General features: G+C 28.4%; 13 protein-coding genes, 1 tRNA gene and 1 other RNA gene. 2 read left to right on the top strand and 13 right to left on the bottom strand.

Going from position 1 to position 17,670, the window contains the following annotated elements; all coding sequences use genetic code 11:
• Positions 1-110 precede the first annotated feature (110 nt).
• The 6 genes from ppcA to Q0Y03_RS07355 form a co-directional block, all read right to left on the bottom strand.
• Positions 111-1,727 (bottom strand): phosphoenolpyruvate carboxylase, encoded by a 1,617-nt coding sequence (gene ppcA, locus Q0Y03_RS07380; protein ID WP_297713196.1) that lies wholly within the window; start codon positions 1,725-1,727, stop codon positions 111-113.
• A 413-nt stretch (positions 1,728-2,140) separates the two neighbouring features.
• Positions 2,141-2,404, bottom strand: an RNA gene (gene ffs / locus Q0Y03_RS07375) — signal recognition particle sRNA large type.
• 3 nt (positions 2,405-2,407) lie between these two features.
• Positions 2,408-2,497, bottom strand: a tRNA-Ser gene (locus Q0Y03_RS07370).
• 172 nt (positions 2,498-2,669) lie between these two features.
• The gene (gene lgt, locus Q0Y03_RS07365) at positions 2,670-3,440 is read right to left on the bottom strand and encodes a prolipoprotein diacylglyceryl transferase (protein WP_297713195.1); all 771 of its coding nucleotides are present in this window, start codon (positions 3,438-3,440) and stop codon (positions 2,670-2,672) included.
• A gap of 29 nt (positions 3,441-3,469) precedes the next feature.
• Entirely contained in the window at positions 3,470-3,907 is a 438-nt protein-coding gene (locus tag Q0Y03_RS07360) for a nucleoside deaminase (RefSeq protein WP_297713194.1), read from the bottom strand.
• 137 nt (positions 3,908-4,044) lie between these two features.
• On the bottom strand, positions 4,045-5,289 hold the full coding sequence (locus tag Q0Y03_RS07355) for a hemolysin family protein (protein WP_297713193.1): 1,245 nt from the start codon (positions 5,287-5,289) through the stop codon (positions 4,045-4,047).
• Positions 5,290-5,522: 233 nt separating this feature from the next.
• Between Q0Y03_RS07355 and Q0Y03_RS07350 the strand changes: the two genes are divergently transcribed.
• On the top strand, positions 5,523-6,425 hold the full coding sequence (locus Q0Y03_RS07350) for a DUF368 domain-containing protein (RefSeq protein WP_297713192.1): 903 nt from the start codon (positions 5,523-5,525) through the stop codon (positions 6,423-6,425).
• 85 nt (positions 6,426-6,510) lie between these two features.
• Here Q0Y03_RS07350 and Q0Y03_RS07345 read toward each other — a convergent pair whose 3' ends face one another.
• Together Q0Y03_RS07345 and Q0Y03_RS07340 are read right to left on the bottom strand one after the other, a co-directional pair.
• Positions 6,511-7,914 carry an MFS transporter gene (locus tag Q0Y03_RS07345; protein WP_297713191.1) on the bottom strand — a complete coding sequence of 468 codons (1,404 nt, stop codon included), beginning with the start codon at positions 7,912-7,914 and terminating at the stop codon, positions 6,511-6,513.
• Between the two features lie 175 nt (positions 7,915-8,089).
• Positions 8,090-9,028: an AraC family transcriptional regulator gene (locus tag Q0Y03_RS07340; protein WP_297713190.1), complete on the bottom strand. Its 939-nt coding sequence runs from the start codon at positions 9,026-9,028 to the stop codon at positions 8,090-8,092.
• Positions 9,029-9,207: 179 nt separating this feature from the next.
• Here Q0Y03_RS07340 and Q0Y03_RS07335 point away from each other — a divergent pair, with 179 nt between their 5' ends.
• The gene (locus Q0Y03_RS07335) at positions 9,208-11,085 is read left to right on the top strand and encodes an alpha/beta fold hydrolase (protein ID WP_297713189.1); all 1,878 of its coding nucleotides are present in this window, start codon (positions 9,208-9,210) and stop codon (positions 11,083-11,085) included.
• Positions 11,086-11,947: 862 nt separating this feature from the next.
• On the opposite strand, the gene Q0Y03_RS07330 is transcribed toward Q0Y03_RS07335, so the two are convergent.
• The 5 genes from Q0Y03_RS07330 to Q0Y03_RS07310 form a co-directional block, all read right to left on the bottom strand.
• Positions 11,948-12,409 (bottom strand): DUF3990 domain-containing protein, encoded by a 462-nt coding sequence (locus Q0Y03_RS07330; RefSeq protein WP_297713188.1) that lies wholly within the window; start codon positions 12,407-12,409, stop codon positions 11,948-11,950.
• A 191-nt stretch (positions 12,410-12,600) separates the two neighbouring features.
• A complete protein-coding gene (locus Q0Y03_RS07325) occupies positions 12,601-14,628 on the bottom strand; it encodes a MucBP domain-containing protein (protein WP_297713187.1) in 2,028 nt (675 codons plus the stop codon).
• Positions 14,629-14,928: 300 nt separating this feature from the next.
• Positions 14,929-15,153 (bottom strand): hypothetical protein, encoded by a 225-nt coding sequence (locus Q0Y03_RS07320; protein WP_297713186.1) that lies wholly within the window; start codon positions 15,151-15,153, stop codon positions 14,929-14,931.
• Positions 15,154-15,359: 206 nt separating this feature from the next.
• Complete coding sequence (locus Q0Y03_RS07315; protein ID WP_297713185.1) at positions 15,360-16,565, bottom strand: hypothetical protein; 1,206 nt, start codon at positions 16,563-16,565, stop codon at positions 15,360-15,362.
• A 16-nt stretch (positions 16,566-16,581) separates the two neighbouring features.
• On the bottom strand, positions 16,582-17,670 hold the full coding sequence (locus Q0Y03_RS07310) for a hypothetical protein (protein ID WP_297713184.1): 1,089 nt from the start codon (positions 17,668-17,670) through the stop codon (positions 16,582-16,584).

Here is a 17,670-nt window from a genome sequence, read left to right as displayed (position 1 = left end):
TTAAATTTATATAAATCGGTATAAAAATTAGCTAATTGGTAATTTAGATACATTTACATAAATTTTCATTAATATAATTTTGTATTTTTACTTAAATCAGAAAGTCTCTTTTATCCAATACTTCCTCTAACTTTACCCATTCTAATAATCCATTCATTTAGAATCTTTAACTCTTCAGTCTTACTTTGAATTATATCTGACTCTAAGCCTATTAAATGCATTATTATTGGTCTTGTAGTCTTTAATAGCGTATGATAGAACTCATTATCATTCATAAACTCATAGTCTAATCCTAAATCTAAGATTTCATTAACATACTTCATGTCTTCTTTATATTCTTGTCTTGCTGTTTCATCAATTATCCTTTTGCTAACTCCAGCATTTGCAAATCTAGCTGCAAATCCTAAGTCTTCTCTTAACATAGGATAGAATTCTAATAATTTATCTATTCCTTCTTGTCCGAATTTATCCTTTATTTCCTTAAGCCCTCTACCCATACCTAAAAGTTCTGGTGGCATACCTAATGTATACATAGCTCCAGTAAATGATATAGCTCTTGGTACAGCATACTCAACAGAATTATCTATACTTAATATTTCTTTTCTTAATTCCTCATCACTTACTAAGTTTGCTATATTATCAAGATTAGCTACTTCCCTATTATATTCTAATCCTGTCTTAGCCTTAGTTAATCTATCTCTATTCTTTGGAATAAAGTCAGATACAAATGAAACTGTGTTTATTACCTTTAAGAATGTCGTTAAATAGTGTTTAGATAGTATTCCTATAAACTCCTTCATTAACGCTATATCATCTTCTGAGAAGTTTCTAGGCTCATACATATCTACTTTCTCTTTAAGCTCTCTAGCAGCTTGTTTAGTCTCTTCTTCACCATGATCATATCTTAATGCTGATTGGAAAGTAAAAGTTTTTACTCCTGCATAAGTCTGTAATATTTTATCTATATTTCTTCCTGTAAAATGCCCTCTAAATGGAAGAGATCCACATCCTAATATCGGAGCTACCTCTACCCCATGCTCTTTGCCCCATTTATATGCCTTATCTACAGCCATAACAACAGAAAGCACTCCTGATATTAATCCATAAGACATAGCTGTATCAGAACGAGCTATCATAAATCTTAAATAATCTATGTTATGTCCCTTCTCTTCTGATATATGATAAAATTCATCTAATATCTTTTCAACATTAACTAATGCTGGAACATCCTCTACTAAAGGAATTATTCTAACACTATTTTCCTCAAACTTTACTGGATAATTCTTATTTCCTAACTCTATAACAGAATTAACTCTATCTTGGAACTCAGAAATTTCTTGTCCTGTTTCAACCATTGGAACTACAACTTCCCTAATAGCTTGTACACCTGTAAGCTGATAAGCCTGTGCATTTGTTTCTACAATAGACATTATACTCATTAATTGTCTAAATACAGACTCCTTATTTGCATTTGGTATTCTAGGAGTTATTCTAACATCCTTTCCTGGTATAACACCATTACCAATTAACCCTAATGCAACTTGTGATGTTTGATGATATGGAGTTAATTTACCTTCAAAATCTATCATTATTTCGTCTATTCCAAGTCCACCTTTATCTTGAGGTGTTAATCCTTCTATTGCCTCTGTAGGTTCTTGTTGAATTGATATATATTTTTCTACATTATCTGGATGTTGTGTCATCATTGAATTTGGAAAATTTCTCATTTTAAATAGCCCCCTCAACTTTTTTGCACTTTATATTTTTATTATATTTCATTTTAATATAATTTTACAACACTTTTCTGCATAAAATGCAATTTTTTATACTTTTAACTTGCATTAATTAAAATTATTATTGATATTTTCATATATTTGTACATATTTTTAAAATTATTTTCTTTTGTTTATCTCTAAAAAAAGACAGAAAAATAGGGATATTTCTAACGAAATTTCCCTATTTTTCTGTCCTATTGTTTTTTTGTCCTATATTGTTAATCCTATTGAAGAGTAACCATAATTAATAAAATTTTATGATGATAACTAGACTTACTCTATTTTAAATCATCAGTATAATTTAAATAAAATTCATTATAAACATTAAAAAAGCCTTTCTTTCTAAAAGAAAGGATAATTTAAAACCGTGCACCTCACTTCGACAGTAATCTATAAGCGTTACCTATGTAGTTAACTCAGGCAAGATTGATCCACGGCACACGCAGGGGCTGCTTATCGCTGCTTCCTTCCGGACCTGACGAGGTTCACAGTCTTACGTCGCGTGGGACCCGACCCTCAACATCACTTGCATAGGGCAGACCAAACAGATTAAAGCCTAGGTGAGGAATTAAATCCTGCTGTAGCGGATTGCAGGTTACAGGGCACCGCTAACTCCCCATCTAGCACGGCTATGGCGGAGAAAGTGGGATTTGAACCCACGATAGAGTTTCCCCTATACACGCGTTCCAGGCGTGCTCCTTCAACCACTCGGACATCTCTCCATACCGTAAAATAAAATTAAAAAATAATTTATTTTGTATCTATCATTGATACTTTCTCATTTTAACATAAATATTATTGTAGTTCAATAAAAAGATTTTCTTTATGAGTTTTCCACAAATTAATTAAGTGGAGAGCCTCTTTTTTTAATGGCTACTCCACTTTTTTAAGTAATTATATAAATTTTTTCTTACTATTTCTATTTGCTATAAATATTATTATAGCTCCAATAATTATTCCAATTAAACTAATTATTTGTGCTGTTCTTAATCCAAAAAACATTAAACTATCTGTTCTTAATCCTTCTATGAAAAACCTTCCTAAGGAATAAAGAATCATATAACTACCTATAACAATTCCATGTTGGTTTTTCTTTTTATAAATCATAAATATTAATATTGCAAAAACAATTAAATTCCATATAGATTCATATAAAAATGTTGGATGATAGTATGTTCCATTTATAAGCATTCCTTGTTGTATAAAATTCGGAAATTTACTTATAAAAAACTCTGAAACAGGTCCTCCATGTGCTTCTTGATTCATAAAGTTTCCCCATCTACCTATTGCTTGAGCTAATATAACTCCAGGCATTATTACATCAATATATTCAAAGAAATTTATCTTTTTTACTCTAGTAAATATATATGCAACTAATAATCCACCAATAAGTCCACCATGTATGGCCATACCACCATTTCTTATGTTTATTACATCTATAAATGAATGATAATTCTTATATTCAAAAGCAACATAATATAACCTAGCACCAATTATGGCAAATGGAAAACTCCATAAAAATCCATCTGTAATAATATCAAAATCTAATCCTTTTTTCTTAGCTAGTAAGTATGATACAAAAAATGCTATCAAAACTCCACTTGCAATAATAATTCCATACCATCTTATTGGCATTCCAAAAACTTCAAATGCTACTGGATTCATTTCTTACCTTCTCCTTTTTTGATTTAAATTTATTTTCTTCTCTCATGAAAAAATTTACTTATTAATTCACTACACTCATTATTATAACACCAATTTATAGTTACATAGGAATTAAAAATATCATAATCCAAAATATTTAATATTGTTCCACATGCCCCCATGTCTTTATTAAATGTTCCTATATGTAATTTAGATATTCTAGATTGTGCTATTGCAGAGGCGCACATAGAGCAAGGTTCTAATGTAACATACATTTCAGCTCCATTTAATCTCCAATCACCAATTTTTTTACTTGCCTCTTCAATTGCTAAAATTTCAGCATGCGCTATTGCAGACTTTAGGGTTTCCTTTAAATTATGTGATCTAGCTATTATTTCTCCATACTTTACTATAATAGCCCCAACAGGAACCTCTCCTTTAGAATAAGCTTTTTTGGCTTCCTCCAAAGCAATTTCCATATAATCCATTATTCAGTACTCCTTTAATTATTGATTATGTTTATCTTTCTAACCTTTATATAAACTAAAAATGGCAAATGACAAATTACTTTCTATCTTATATTTATCACTCACCATTTTTACATCAATTATAATTTAAAATTAACTTATGTGTAAATTCTTACTTTTTTTATTCTGTTTTTATCTACTTCCTCTACTACAAATCTAATATTATTTAGATTTACCTCTTCTTTATTTTCTGGGAATCGACCTAATTCACCTATTATTAATCCTCCAACAGAATCAAACTCCTCTGACTCCATGTTTACTCCAATTAATTCACTTATATCATCTAATCTTGAGCTTCCGTCTACAATATATTCATCTTCTTTAATTACTTCTATCTCATTATCATAATCATCATATTCATCTTCTATATCACCAAAAACCTCTTCAATTAGGTCCTCTATAGTAACTATTCCAACAGTACCACCATATTCGTCTAAAACTACACTAATATGATTTCGTGTCTTTTTCATTTCATTAAATAATTCTTTAATTTTCTTAAACTCAAATGTATAATAAGGCTCTCTCATATAATCAGTAACTTTAAAACCATCCTTATTTTGCCCTGCTATAATTAAGTCTTTAACATATAATATCCCAACTATATCATCTATAGTTTGATTATATACTGGAATTCTTGAAAACTGTTCCGTCTTTATAACATCTAATACTTCTTCATAAGTTGCCTCCGAATCAACAGCTACAATATCAACTCTTTGTACCATAACATCCTTTGCTTGTGAATCTGCGAAGTCAAACACGTTGAATATCATTTCCTTTTCCACATCCTCAAGGACACCCTCTTCTTCACCGACACCAACCATCGTTCTTAATTCTTCTTCTGTTATAAATGGTTCGCTTGCCTTTGGATCTCCTCCTAGTAATCTTATAAATCCACTTGATATAAAGGTAAATATACTTATAAATGGCTTAAATAGTTTTACTATTATATTTATCGGCTTACTTACCTTTAATGATACTTGTTCAGATTTTTGCTTTGCTATTGATTTTGGAGTTATTTCTCCAAAAATAAGTACTAATACAGTCATAACTGCAGTTGCTATTCCAACACCACTTGGTCCAACTAATGAAACAAATAATGTTGTAGCTAGTGATGAAGCTAATATATTAACTATATTATTACCTATTAATATGGCCCCTAACAACTTATTTGGGTCTTCTGTTAACTTTTCAACTAATTTAGCTCCTTTTACTCCATCTTCCACCATATGTCTTATTCTTATTTTACTTAGTGCCATAAGTGCTGTTTCTGACATTGAAAAAAATCCAGACAATATTAGTAAAATTATAAGTACTATTATCTGCCACACTTGACTGGGTTCCAAAAAAATCACACTCCTAGTAATTTAATATAATATTTTGATATTTTATTATATCATAATAGTAATAACGTATGATATAATTTACCAATAAATAAACATATAATTTACATTTTTTCAGAAAAAATATTTAGTATTTTTTCCGTATTTATAATATAATTTTTATACAATTATACTGAGTATTCTATATATTTAGTATATTTATTTTATACTTAACATATTTATTTTGAGGTGATATTGTGTTTATTATTAATTTTATCAGAGGTTTTTTTATGGCTCTAGCCGATAGTGTACCTGGAGTCTCGGGGGGTACTATTGCTTTTATTTTAGGATTTTATGATGATTTTATAGGTTCATTAAATTCTTTAATATCAAAAAATAGTACAGATGATAAGAAAAGGTCTTTAATCTTCTTAATAAAATTAGGAATTGGTTGGATAGTAGGTATGGTATTATCCGTACTAATATTATCTTCTATATTTGATGAGCATATTTATAGTATAAGTTCATTGTTTACAGGCTTTATAATAGTTGCAATTCCACTAATAATAAAAGAAGAAAAGGACTCTTTAGTTGGTAAATACAAAAATATTATATTTACTATAATTGGAGCTTTAATTGTTGTTTTAATTACGTATTTTAACCCATCAGGGTCAAATGGTGGATTAAATCTTTCATTAGGGCATTTAAACTTTAGTATTGGTATATTTGTATTTGTTGCTGGAATGATTGCAATTTCAGCTATGGTTTTACCTGGTATATCGGGCTCAACCTTATTATTAATATTTGGTCTTTATACAGGAATTATAAGTGCAATAAAAGAAGTTTTATCTTTAAACTTTTCTTACTTACCAGTACTTATAATATTTGGATTAGGTGTTATCGTAGGAATATTAAGTACTATAAAAATAATCAAATTTTTATTAAATAAATATAGATCTGCAATGATCTACTTAATCCTAGGATTAATGCTTGGCTCAATCTATGCAGTATTTATGGGTCCTACAACATTAGAAATTCCAAAACCAGCGATGGATCTTTCAAGCTTTAGTTGGATATTCTTCATTATAGGTGGAGTAGTAATAATAGTATTAGAAAAATCAAAAGACTTTTTAGAAAAAAATCTAAATAAGAATATATAATAAAAAAGTACCTTATAGAATAAATCCTAAAAAATCTATTCTATTAAGGTACTTTTTAGCTAAAGATAAACCTATTCTATAAAATTTATTTTTTTATCTTTTTAACAACTCTAATTACACTTAAAATTGCTCCAATTAAACATATTACTCCTATTCCTATAAATACAAATCGCATTGCATATACAAATACATCTGCTCTACCATCTACATATCCAGAAACTTTATACCCTAACTTACTACTCATTCTACTATATAAAATACTTGTAGAAAGTGCTATTCCAGTAGTTGTTCCTAAATTTCTTACTAATCCATTTATACTTCCAGCTATTCCAAGCTCATTTTTTTCAACTGTAGACATAATTAATGAATTATTAGGAGACTGGAATATTCCACTACCTAGTGAAAGTAATCCAACTAAAATTCCAACTACTATAAGAGATGTATTAACATTAAATATAACTAAAGATATTATTCCTATAGACAGAATTGATAAACCTAATGCCGATATTTTTTCACTTCCTATTTTATCTGATAAATATCCGCTTAACGGTGCTACTACTGCCAATATTATTGGAGATACAGTCATCATAAGTCCAGCTGTGCTTGGACTTAAAGATAATACATCTTGATAATAAAAAGGTAAAATTATGTTTACTGCACCTATTGATATAAATGATGTAAATCCACAGAATATACTTAATGAAAAAAGTCTATTCTTAAATATTTTTATATCTAACATAGGATTATCAGAATTTTTTTCAACTCTAATAAATATTGCAAATAAAGTTAATGAAATTATAAATGACATTACTATAAATAAGTTATTATATCCTAAACTTTGTCCAAAGTTTATAGATGTAAATAATAATGTTATAGAAATCATAAATAATATACTTCCTTTAATATCAATTATAAAATCACTCATTTTTTTCTTAAAAGGTAAAATCTTAATAACTCCAATATAAACTAATATACCTATAGGAATATTTATAAGGAAAATATATTCCCAAGGTGCAATAGAAACTATAAGCCCTCCTAATGTTGGTCCTACCATAGTTCCAAGAGCTACAGCTGTCCCAGTCATCCCAAGTGCACGACCTCTTTCATTTGCTGGGAAAGTCTCAGTTATAATTCCCTGATTTGTTGCCATAGCCGCTCCTGCTCCTATAGCCTGAACTATTCTAGATAATATAAGCATAAATAGTGTATTTGAAAACCCGCAAAGTAAAGACCCTATAGTAAAAATCCCTATCCCAAATTTAAATATTCTAGTCTTTCCTAAAATATCTCCTAATTTACCAAATAGTAATATAGTTGCACATATAGTTATTAAATAGCTTGTAACTACCCATTCTATTCCTGCCATACTGGTATTTAACTCTTTTGCCATAGTAGGTAAAGCTACATTTACTATGCTACTATCTAATGTGGTCATAAACGTCATTGGTAATACTGTAAGTAAAATTGCCCACTCTTTTTTTATTCTCATTATCTTCATCTCCTGGTAAATTTATCTGAAGCAATTTTATAATACTATTTTTGAAAAAAAATTAAAAAGCCTTAAAAAACTTAAATTTTATTATAGGTTTTGGTTTTATTAATTTATCGTCATATAATTATTATTTTCTTACTCTTATATGTAATATCTGGTATTTTAAATTTTATTAATGTGGTTCAATTAAATTATAATGCTTAATTGTATCTTCAATTATATTCAACACTTCATCATTATTATATATTCTTTGACTATTCGTTCCTAAAAAAAGTTTTGATGTAACTGAAGTAATTGCCTTAAGTTTAAACTCTTTTGGCGTACACTCACAATACTTTTTAAATGCTTGAGTCATATAACGGTAATCTGAAAAACCACATTGATAACAAATATCTACTAATTTCATATCAGTTGTAAGAATAAGCTCTCTAGCATGATTAAATCTTATAAATGTTAAGTAATCTTGAAAACTTAATTCTAAATACTTATGAATAAATCGTGATAAGAAATATACAGATACACCTTCCATATCTGCAATCTCTTTTAGTGAAATCTTATCATAATAATTTTCTTCTACATAATTAATAATTCTTCTTAACCTAAGCTTATTTAAGCAATTATCCTTGCTTTTATCATTATAAATATCATCCTTTGAATAAGTATCTAATAAGTGAACAAACATAATATTAATCATGCTTGCACACCTAACTTTATAAAAATTAGATTTTTCTATGTAAATTCTAGCAAGATTTAAAAACGTATATATCACTAGCTTATTTTCAGGATTATATGTGCAATGTCCTTTAAATGTAACTTGATTAATTTGTGAAAAATACCCCTCAAAATACTTAGTTGAAATATTTAAAACTAAAAAAGTTGATATTCCATTATTTGAAATTATTTCATGCTTGTCATTACTATTAATTAATATAATATCCCCTTGATGAAATTCAAATTTTTCATCATTAATTATAAAAATGGGATTACCTCTAAAAACAAATAAAATTTCCATTTCTGGATGAGTATGTGGTAGTCTATATTCTATATCAACAACAAATATCTTCATATTATCTACACTTGGATAATAAATAACCTCTAATTTTTCACTCATAATTACTCCTCCTTACAAAATATTATACCTAATTATCCTAAAGCTAAACTACCTTTTTTGCTATAAGTGCAACATTGTTATACTAACTTATAAAATTAGTCATATTTATAAAATAACTTCCTTTGTATAATTTATACATGAAATGTTAACGTTTTAATTCAAATTACAGGGGGATAAATATGAATAAAAAATCTAAATTTAAATTTACAGCAAAACTTGGACTAATCTTATCAATTGTTTTCACTTTATTATGTGCTGTTAGTGCCAATCTACTTTTAAGTAACTTTGGAAAAGTTAAAATTGAGACTACTACGGTACAAACCCGTTCTGGAGATAATGTAAGTATTAGAGTATATAGCCCAAAAGTTGCAACTTCAGAAAATAAAGCACCTGCTGTTGTATTTGCTCATGGGTTATCTACAACTAAGGAGTGCTATGCTCAATATGCTCTTGAACTAGCTCGTCGTGGATTTGTAGTTGTAACTCCAGATATGTTAAACCACGGTGGTTCTGATATAACACCATTTGAAACATTCTTTACTGACCCAAATGCTGATGCTTATGGAGTTTATTCTGCAGTAAAATATGTTAGTGAATTAGATTATGTTGATTTAAATCAAATTGGTATAGCTGGACACTCTATGGGTGGTAATGCTACAAACATGAGTGTTAGCTTAGATAATATGAGCGGAAATCCAGTACTATCTGCTGTATATCTAGTTGCAAGTAACCCAACTTTTACAGACTTCGAAGGTAATTGGACAAACGTTTATGGTGATCGTAGCGTAGGTCTTTACTATACATTCTATGATCATGTATACTTTAGCACTGTTGGTGAAGATGGAATGCCAGTTTCTCCTCAACAATTCTTAAGCTCTAATGAAGCAAAATCATTTGTAAGCTTTGGACAAGAACCAAGTGTATTTAAGGATAGCGAAGTAATTCCTGGACACACTTATACTACTGATATGAACGGTAAACAAGTTATTCGTCGTATTACAAAAGCAAATGAAATCCATCCTAAGCCACAAGGTGGTGCTGGTTCTGTAGCTGCTGTAGTTGACTTCTTCCAAGATGTATTTGTAGCTCCTAACTACTTAGTTGGTGGAATGCAAATCTGGGGAGTATACACTGCTGCTTCTATATTAGGACTTTTCGGTGCCCTTGCAATTTGCGTATTTACAATTGCTACATTAACAAAAACTAAGTTCTTTGCAAGCTTAAAAGCTGAAGATAATAAACAATTAAAACCAGCTCCTAATAAATTAGGAAAGGTTTGGTTCTGGGTATTAACTATAGCTAACTGTGCATTTGCTTTCTTAAGCATAACATTTATATTCAGTAAAGGTTTTGGTTACTTTGTAACAAATTACTTACCACAACAAACTACTAATATATATGCATTATGGTCATTAGCTAATGGTATATTTATGTTAATAACTTCATTTGGTTCATACTACTTATATGCTAGAAAACAAGGTGATACATTAAAATCATGGGGAGTAAAAATATCTCTTATAAACTTTGTAAAATCTATTTTACTAGCTGTTATTGGAGTTTTAAGCGTATTAGTTGTTGTGTATATAGCACAATATGTATTCCAAATTGATTTACGTTTCTACTTATGGGGAATGCGTGAATTACCTTTAGAACACTTATACTTATTCTTTACCTACTTACCATTCTTCTTGGTATTTGGTATAGCTGTAAGTATTTCAATAAACTCTGCTTACTACTCAAAGATAGGTAAAGAGCCAACATTATTAAATGATTTATTCTTTGCATTTATGAATATGGTTCCTGCATTTGCTATTACTTTCATTGGATACTACTTATTTGCAAAAACAGGATTCCAACCAGATATTTTTGGAGCACCATTTACATTCACATATATGATTAATGCAATACCAGTATTCCCTGTAGCAGTACTTCTACTACGTCGTTTAGCTAAATATTGTAATAATCCATATATCCCAGGAATTATAGTAGGCTCACTACTATGCTTCATGCAAGTAGCTTCAGTATTTACTTGTCATACATTTATGTTTATGGGATAAAAAATTTCAATAAGAAAGTTTTTATTTTATTATAATATTTTTAATATGGTTGATAGAATATCGATATGAGAAAAAATTAAGTCTATGCGTAAAAAATAAGATATAAAAAAACCTAAATGGTAACTTTATATATAATTAAAACCCACAAACCTTTATTTTATAAGGATTGTGGGTTTTTAATGGTACTCCCAACAGGAATAGTACCATATGTTTTAATATATTCTTTTACGTATCGTATATATACATAAACCTTTGTATTTACTATATTTTAAAGACTATAAAAGTATTTAAAGGGCAAGCTTTATTTTCATAAATATTGGAGGATAGTCCCCCTGTAGTCCCTTTAAAATTAAAATTCTTCAAGTTAAATTATAGTTTAGTAAAATAATTATTTTAAAGAAAAATAGTGATGTTCTAAACACCACTATCTTCCTCCCTTTAGTTAGGTATACCTAATAATAGTACACTTAGCTTCCCCTTATAATATATAAAAAAATTATAAGCTATTTTATAAATCACCCGAGCTTTACGACAATCATCACCTAAGCATATGTCCTTTTAGTAGCAGTTGCTCGGTTGCTACACTCAATTTCAGTTGGCATTGAGTAGTACCAACTCCCTTTTTATAACTCGCTATTTGGGATTAGCGACCAATAAACTTTTTAAATAGAATAATTATATTATAACCAAACTATCCTTGTTCATAGAATTTTTATCCTATAATTTAAAGAATAAATTTAGCTATTTTTATTATACCATATTTTTCAAACTTTCAATTATAGAATATAGAATTTCCTCATTTAAATCTCTTACAAATGGCTCTTTGTCTGTACCCTCAATACTCTTTTTAATATCTTGTTGTTTATTTTTTTATTTTTTCACATTCAATAAACTTTAGTCTTTTTAGTGCTTTAACTGTATGAAAACTTATTTGTTTATTACTCCATTTTAACTTCATCATTTCCAGAAATCTTGTCTTGTCTATGTGTCCATTTATATAATCTTCTAAGTTATCCAATATTGTATCATCGCACATAAATCCTTCAACAATATCATAATCATGCTCTCCCCCACTTCTACAATGAACAACGAAATCGAGCCATTCCTTATCATACTTTTCAAATACCTTAACATTCAAATCTGAAATATCAGTTAAAGCATATGAATTTATAACCGGTGTCTTATATTTGTTTACTAACTTTTCTGCTTGTTTCTTTATCCTAGTACAATAAAATCCATATCCAAAATCTTTTATATTTTTTCCTACTATTATGTTTGGATACTTAACTATTTTATAGCCTCCATAATAAATTATAGTTTCCATTTCTCCTCCCTTAACTAAGTTATATTACATCTAAACTACACAAAAATTTTAATTATACTCCTCAACATATATCATGTGTTTCATCACCAAATTAATTAAATTACTATACTTATAATATATCACCTATATAAAATATAAGAAAACTGGGACATATGCCCCAGTAAATTAAATAGAAAATACTAATGATTATTCTATCTCTTAAATTTTTTATTAAATCCAACTCCTAATCCAATTAAAGCTACTCCTAACATCATTAATATATTTGAACTGAAAGGGTCTCCAGTTTTAGGTAAAGTTTCTTGTGGAGCTTTAAACTCTTCTTTAACTTCTTCTTTTGGTTTTTCTAGAGTTACTGGAACTTCTTGTTTTTTATATTTAAATATTATAGTTCCATTAGGACTTTCTTCTGTTAAATCAATAACCTTAGTTTCTTCATCATCTAAATTATAGCCATCAATTTTTTTTGCAATCTCCGTATATTTACCTAAATAAAGTTCGCTTAAAGTCTTGCTATCTAACACATTACCATTCTCATCTTGATATTCTACTGTATAACTTCCTAGTATTATTGGTTTAACTCCTTCATTCTTTTTATACTTAAATATTATAACTTGGTTTGGCTCTAATTCTGTTAATTCTATATACTTAATTCCCTCATCATTTAAAGTATAACCATCAATAAAATCAGCAAATGCAACGTATCTACCTAAAACTAAATCATTAAAACTTTTACTGTCTAAAACATTACCTTCTTCATCTTGAAACTTAACTGTATAACTCCCTTTGATTACTGGCTTTGTTTCTTCATTTTTCACATATTTAAATACTATGGTTTTACTAGGCTCTGTTTCTGTAAGGTCAAAGCTCTTCATAGTATCATCAATCAATGTATAACCATCAAAGAATTTAGCAAATTCAATATAATTACCTAAAACTAAATCATTTAAAGTCTTACTATCTAATAAATTTCCATTTTCATCTTGATATTCAACTTTATAACTTCCCTTAATTATTGGCTTCGGTTCCTCATTCTTCTTATATTTAAATACTATAGTCTTATTAGGCTCTGTTTCTGTAAGCTCTACACTCTTATTATTAACATCATCTAATATATAACCATCAATGAATTTAGCAACTTCAAAATAACTACCTAAAGTCAAATCATTTAAAGTCTTACTATCTAATATATTGCCCCTTTCATCTTGATACTCAACTGTATAACTTCCCTTAATTACTGGCTTTGGAACATCTTTTATTTTTATTGTAATTTCACTCTTAGTTAAAACACTATCTATATTTCTAAATAAAACTTTAACCTTAGTTTTTCCAGATTTTAAAGCTTTAAATGTTGTACTACCACTACCATAAGGAACAGTAGTATTAACAACTTCTAATAAATTCACATCATCGGACGCAATGATATAATCTCCAAATATACTTCTATAACCTCTATTAGAAATTTCAGCTATATTATAACCATTCCCTTGTAACTGTTCAGAATCAAAGAAGAAAGGTATTTCATCACCTACATTCATTTCTATTAAAGTATCCCCAGTTACAGCTCTTTGAGGAGTAGTTTCTTTGTTATATTGAACTGGAATACTGTCTACAATACCCTTTTGAGTTCCGTCTACATCAATAAAATTATAAGAAATATCTAAACCAGTTAATTTAGGTAAACCAGTTAATGATGAAATATCAGTAATATAGTTATAGCTACAATCTAATCTAGTTAAATTATTAAGAGTAGCAACAACATCAACGTTCTCTAATCTATTAGAACTAACATTTAAAGAAAGTAAGCCAGAAAGCCCATTTAAATTATTGATATTTTTAATATAGTTATCTGCTAAACTTAAATTAGCTAAATTAGGAATAGTCTTTACTATATCAATAGCTCTATCATCTAAACCACAATCGTGTAATGTTAAATTAACAATAGTAGAATTATTTTCTAAATATCTTATATCTTGTACTCCACTATCATTAAGAATTTCAAACATAGTTAATGCTGGGAAAGTTCCTACCTCTGAAAAAGGTTTTAAACTTTCGCTAGTTAAATTCATTCTTGCTAAAGATAAACTATATAATTTATCTAAGTTTTTTATAATATTTAAATCAACAGTTGTTTCATTATATCTATTAAAACCATCTAATGTTAAAGCTCTCAAGTTTTTTAATTGACCTATAGGAGTTATATCTGAAACTTTAGTACCCACTATATGTAGTTGTCCTAAATTCTTTAATGTACCTATAGGACTTAAATCTACTATATCTGAACTTGTATAATAATCCTTAATAACTAATCTATCTAGAGAATTTTGTAAAGAAGTGCTAGTATTGAAAACTTGTAAATTAGAATTTGTTTGGTCATTTAATTCTAAATCTTCAAAAGAAAAATCTTTAATAGGAGTTAAGTCTACTGCTCCACTTATTCTAATCCTTCTAATTGGGTAAGCTATATCTTTTAAATCTTCAATTCCTGTTAAGTCAGAAACCCCCGAAATATCTATTTCTGGCTACATCTGAATATGGTTATCGTATATATACTTCATTTTATTTTCTACTTCTGACTTAGTGACCGATTGTCCATTAGCCTTTCCAACAAACTCACAAAATATATCATTTAATTTAGAATCTGCAAAATTCAAAGTATCAGTAGAAGCAAAAACCTTTAACGGTTTAAAAGGAACTAAAGTAAACATCAAGCACATTGTTAAAATCATTGAAATATATCTCTTCATAAAATAATCTCCTTTAAAATATCTTTTATACTAATAATCTTTAAGTTACAATATAGATTGGGTGAGCGACGAAAAAATTAATGGCTGCTAAATGGTTTCTACGAAGCAGATCCAATTTTGCTGACATTGATTTTTTTCATCAGCGAATCCTTACCCAATTTTTTGTTTAGGTAGATTGCTGACGACAACTACCTAAACCTTTATTTTTAATTTAAATATCCAGTTTCGACTATTAACCATTTCCCATTATCTTTTTTAAATCTAATTTCTGTAAGCAAGTCTTTTGTACCAGATAACTTATTCATTCCAAACTCAACTAAAGAACTATCTTCATATTGAACAGTACCCTTAACAGTAATTGTTGCATGCTCCATATCCTCAAGCTTTTTTTCTGTAATCTCTACTGTAGTAATCTTATTAGTAATCTTGTTACTTGAAAAAGTATTTAATTGATTGATTTTCTCTAATACTCCACTACCTTTTAAAACTACATCTGAATACTTGTCCTCTGTAGAATTTGAATAATATAACTCTAAGAATTTCTTTGTATTCCCCTCAAGCTCTGTTATTAATTCTTTACTTGGTTCAAATTTTATATCCATTTTACTGCCTGCTTGTACATCAGTTAAACTTACTTTTTCTCCTCCCTCCATTTCAGAATTTATATTAAAGTTTCCACTAAATATTGAAAGCTCATACCCCTCTAACATAGGATTATAATTATCATTAAAAGTAACTATATTCCCTACTGGTTGACTGCTTTTATTAGGCTCTATACCCTCTATATCAACCTTTGCTCCCTTAGGTGCAGTAACTAACCATTTAGTAGTAAAACCCTTAACATCAATCTTATAATCATCAAAGAACAATAACTTCTTACCATCTTTTAAAACATTAATAGGATAAGACTTTAACCCGATATTTACTGAAAATACATTTGATGAATTAGTAATATCAAAATTAGTTGAATTATTCGGGTCATAATAAACCATCTTATATTGTTCTGGCGTAAACTCTTCTATTTTGAAATCTTTGAAATCTGTTTGCTCCATTGACTTTTTAAATAAATCTTCACTTAAAAACTTATCATCTGTTCCCTCTAGCATTTTATAAGCACTACTATAATTACCATCAGCTAGATAATTGAAATATTTTTCAACTGTACTTTTCGGTGTATTCTTACTTTGAATTGAGCTATATCCCCCAATCCCTACAACTAACAATAAAGCTCCAGTAACTAAAAAAATAATTTTTTTCTTTGAAAACTTCGGTAAATTCATTTTAAAATCTTCTCTGTTAAATTCCTCTTTATGTTCCTCTTGCTTTGGAGCTTCCTTTGTTGAAACTGTTGCTCCCCCACAATTCTCACAAAATTTATCTTCAGTATTTATATTGCAACGTTGACAATACATCTAACTCCCTCCTTTGTTATGAAATATTTTTATTATTATTTACTGTTTGAACTCTTTCCATATAGTTAGATGACCAAGCATAATTATCTGCTGAAAGCTCCTTATTTTTACCTAGTACATTATCAAAATAATTTATTCTATAAGCAACAAGTGGTCTTAATTCAACAAATAAACTTGAAACTTCTTTATCACCTAATTTAAATACATATAACTTTTCTAAGTAACTTAATAAATCACTTGAAAACCCAGCCTTATGTGTAGCCCTATCAGCCTTTATAAATATTTTTCTTTCAAACAACATATAAGCAGTATTGGTATATTTTTTAGTTATAAACCAAAGTACAAGCCTTATAATACAGAATAAAGAATAAGTAATTATCGTCCCTATATTCCCAAAAACATCTGCAAAATTTGAACCATAACTACCACTAAATGAAGTAAAAATAGCACTACTAAATATACCTACAGTTAAAGCAAAAGGACTTAAAATCAATGATATTATTGCACTTGCACGACCTAAAAGTATATTTCCATCGTGTAACAACCTCATATTAGCTACATTAGTTTTTATTTGTGCAAATTCATTATAAATAACTGCTCTTAATTCATTCGTTGGTAAAGTATCCAAAGCTCCTTTACTTATAAAAATTGAATTTCCATAAGAATTAGTTTCTATATCAAGACTATCAAAAGTAAATATCTTAACTGTACCAGTAAAATACTCATACTTCATACGATTAACTCTTTTATTCAACCTCTTAATTTTCTTACCTGATATATTATTTAAAGCTTCTAAAATAATAAATTGTACTTTAACTGGTGCTGAATAACCTCTAATATCTGTTCTATCTTTTAATTGTTCTATGATAGGTTGTAATATTTTTTCCTCTCTACCAATGGTATTCCTACCTCTTGCAAAAAAGGCTACACACATTTGTCCAAACCCTGTGTACATTCCAAAAATTATAATCATATAAAGTATTAAAGTTCTTATTAAATGATTAAATGGTAGTAATCCACTAGGAAGAAAACAAGAAATCATAAACTCAAATATTCCTATAAAAAATATATTAAATAAGATATTAAATATCGGTATTAAAAACAT

This window comes from Clostridium sp. (assembly GCF_026168755.1).
Taxonomy (GTDB): domain Bacteria; phylum Bacillota; class Clostridia; order Clostridiales; family Clostridiaceae; genus Clostridium.
The sequence above is the reverse complement of the archived record's forward strand: the minus strand, read 5'-3'. Positions and strand labels throughout refer to the sequence as shown.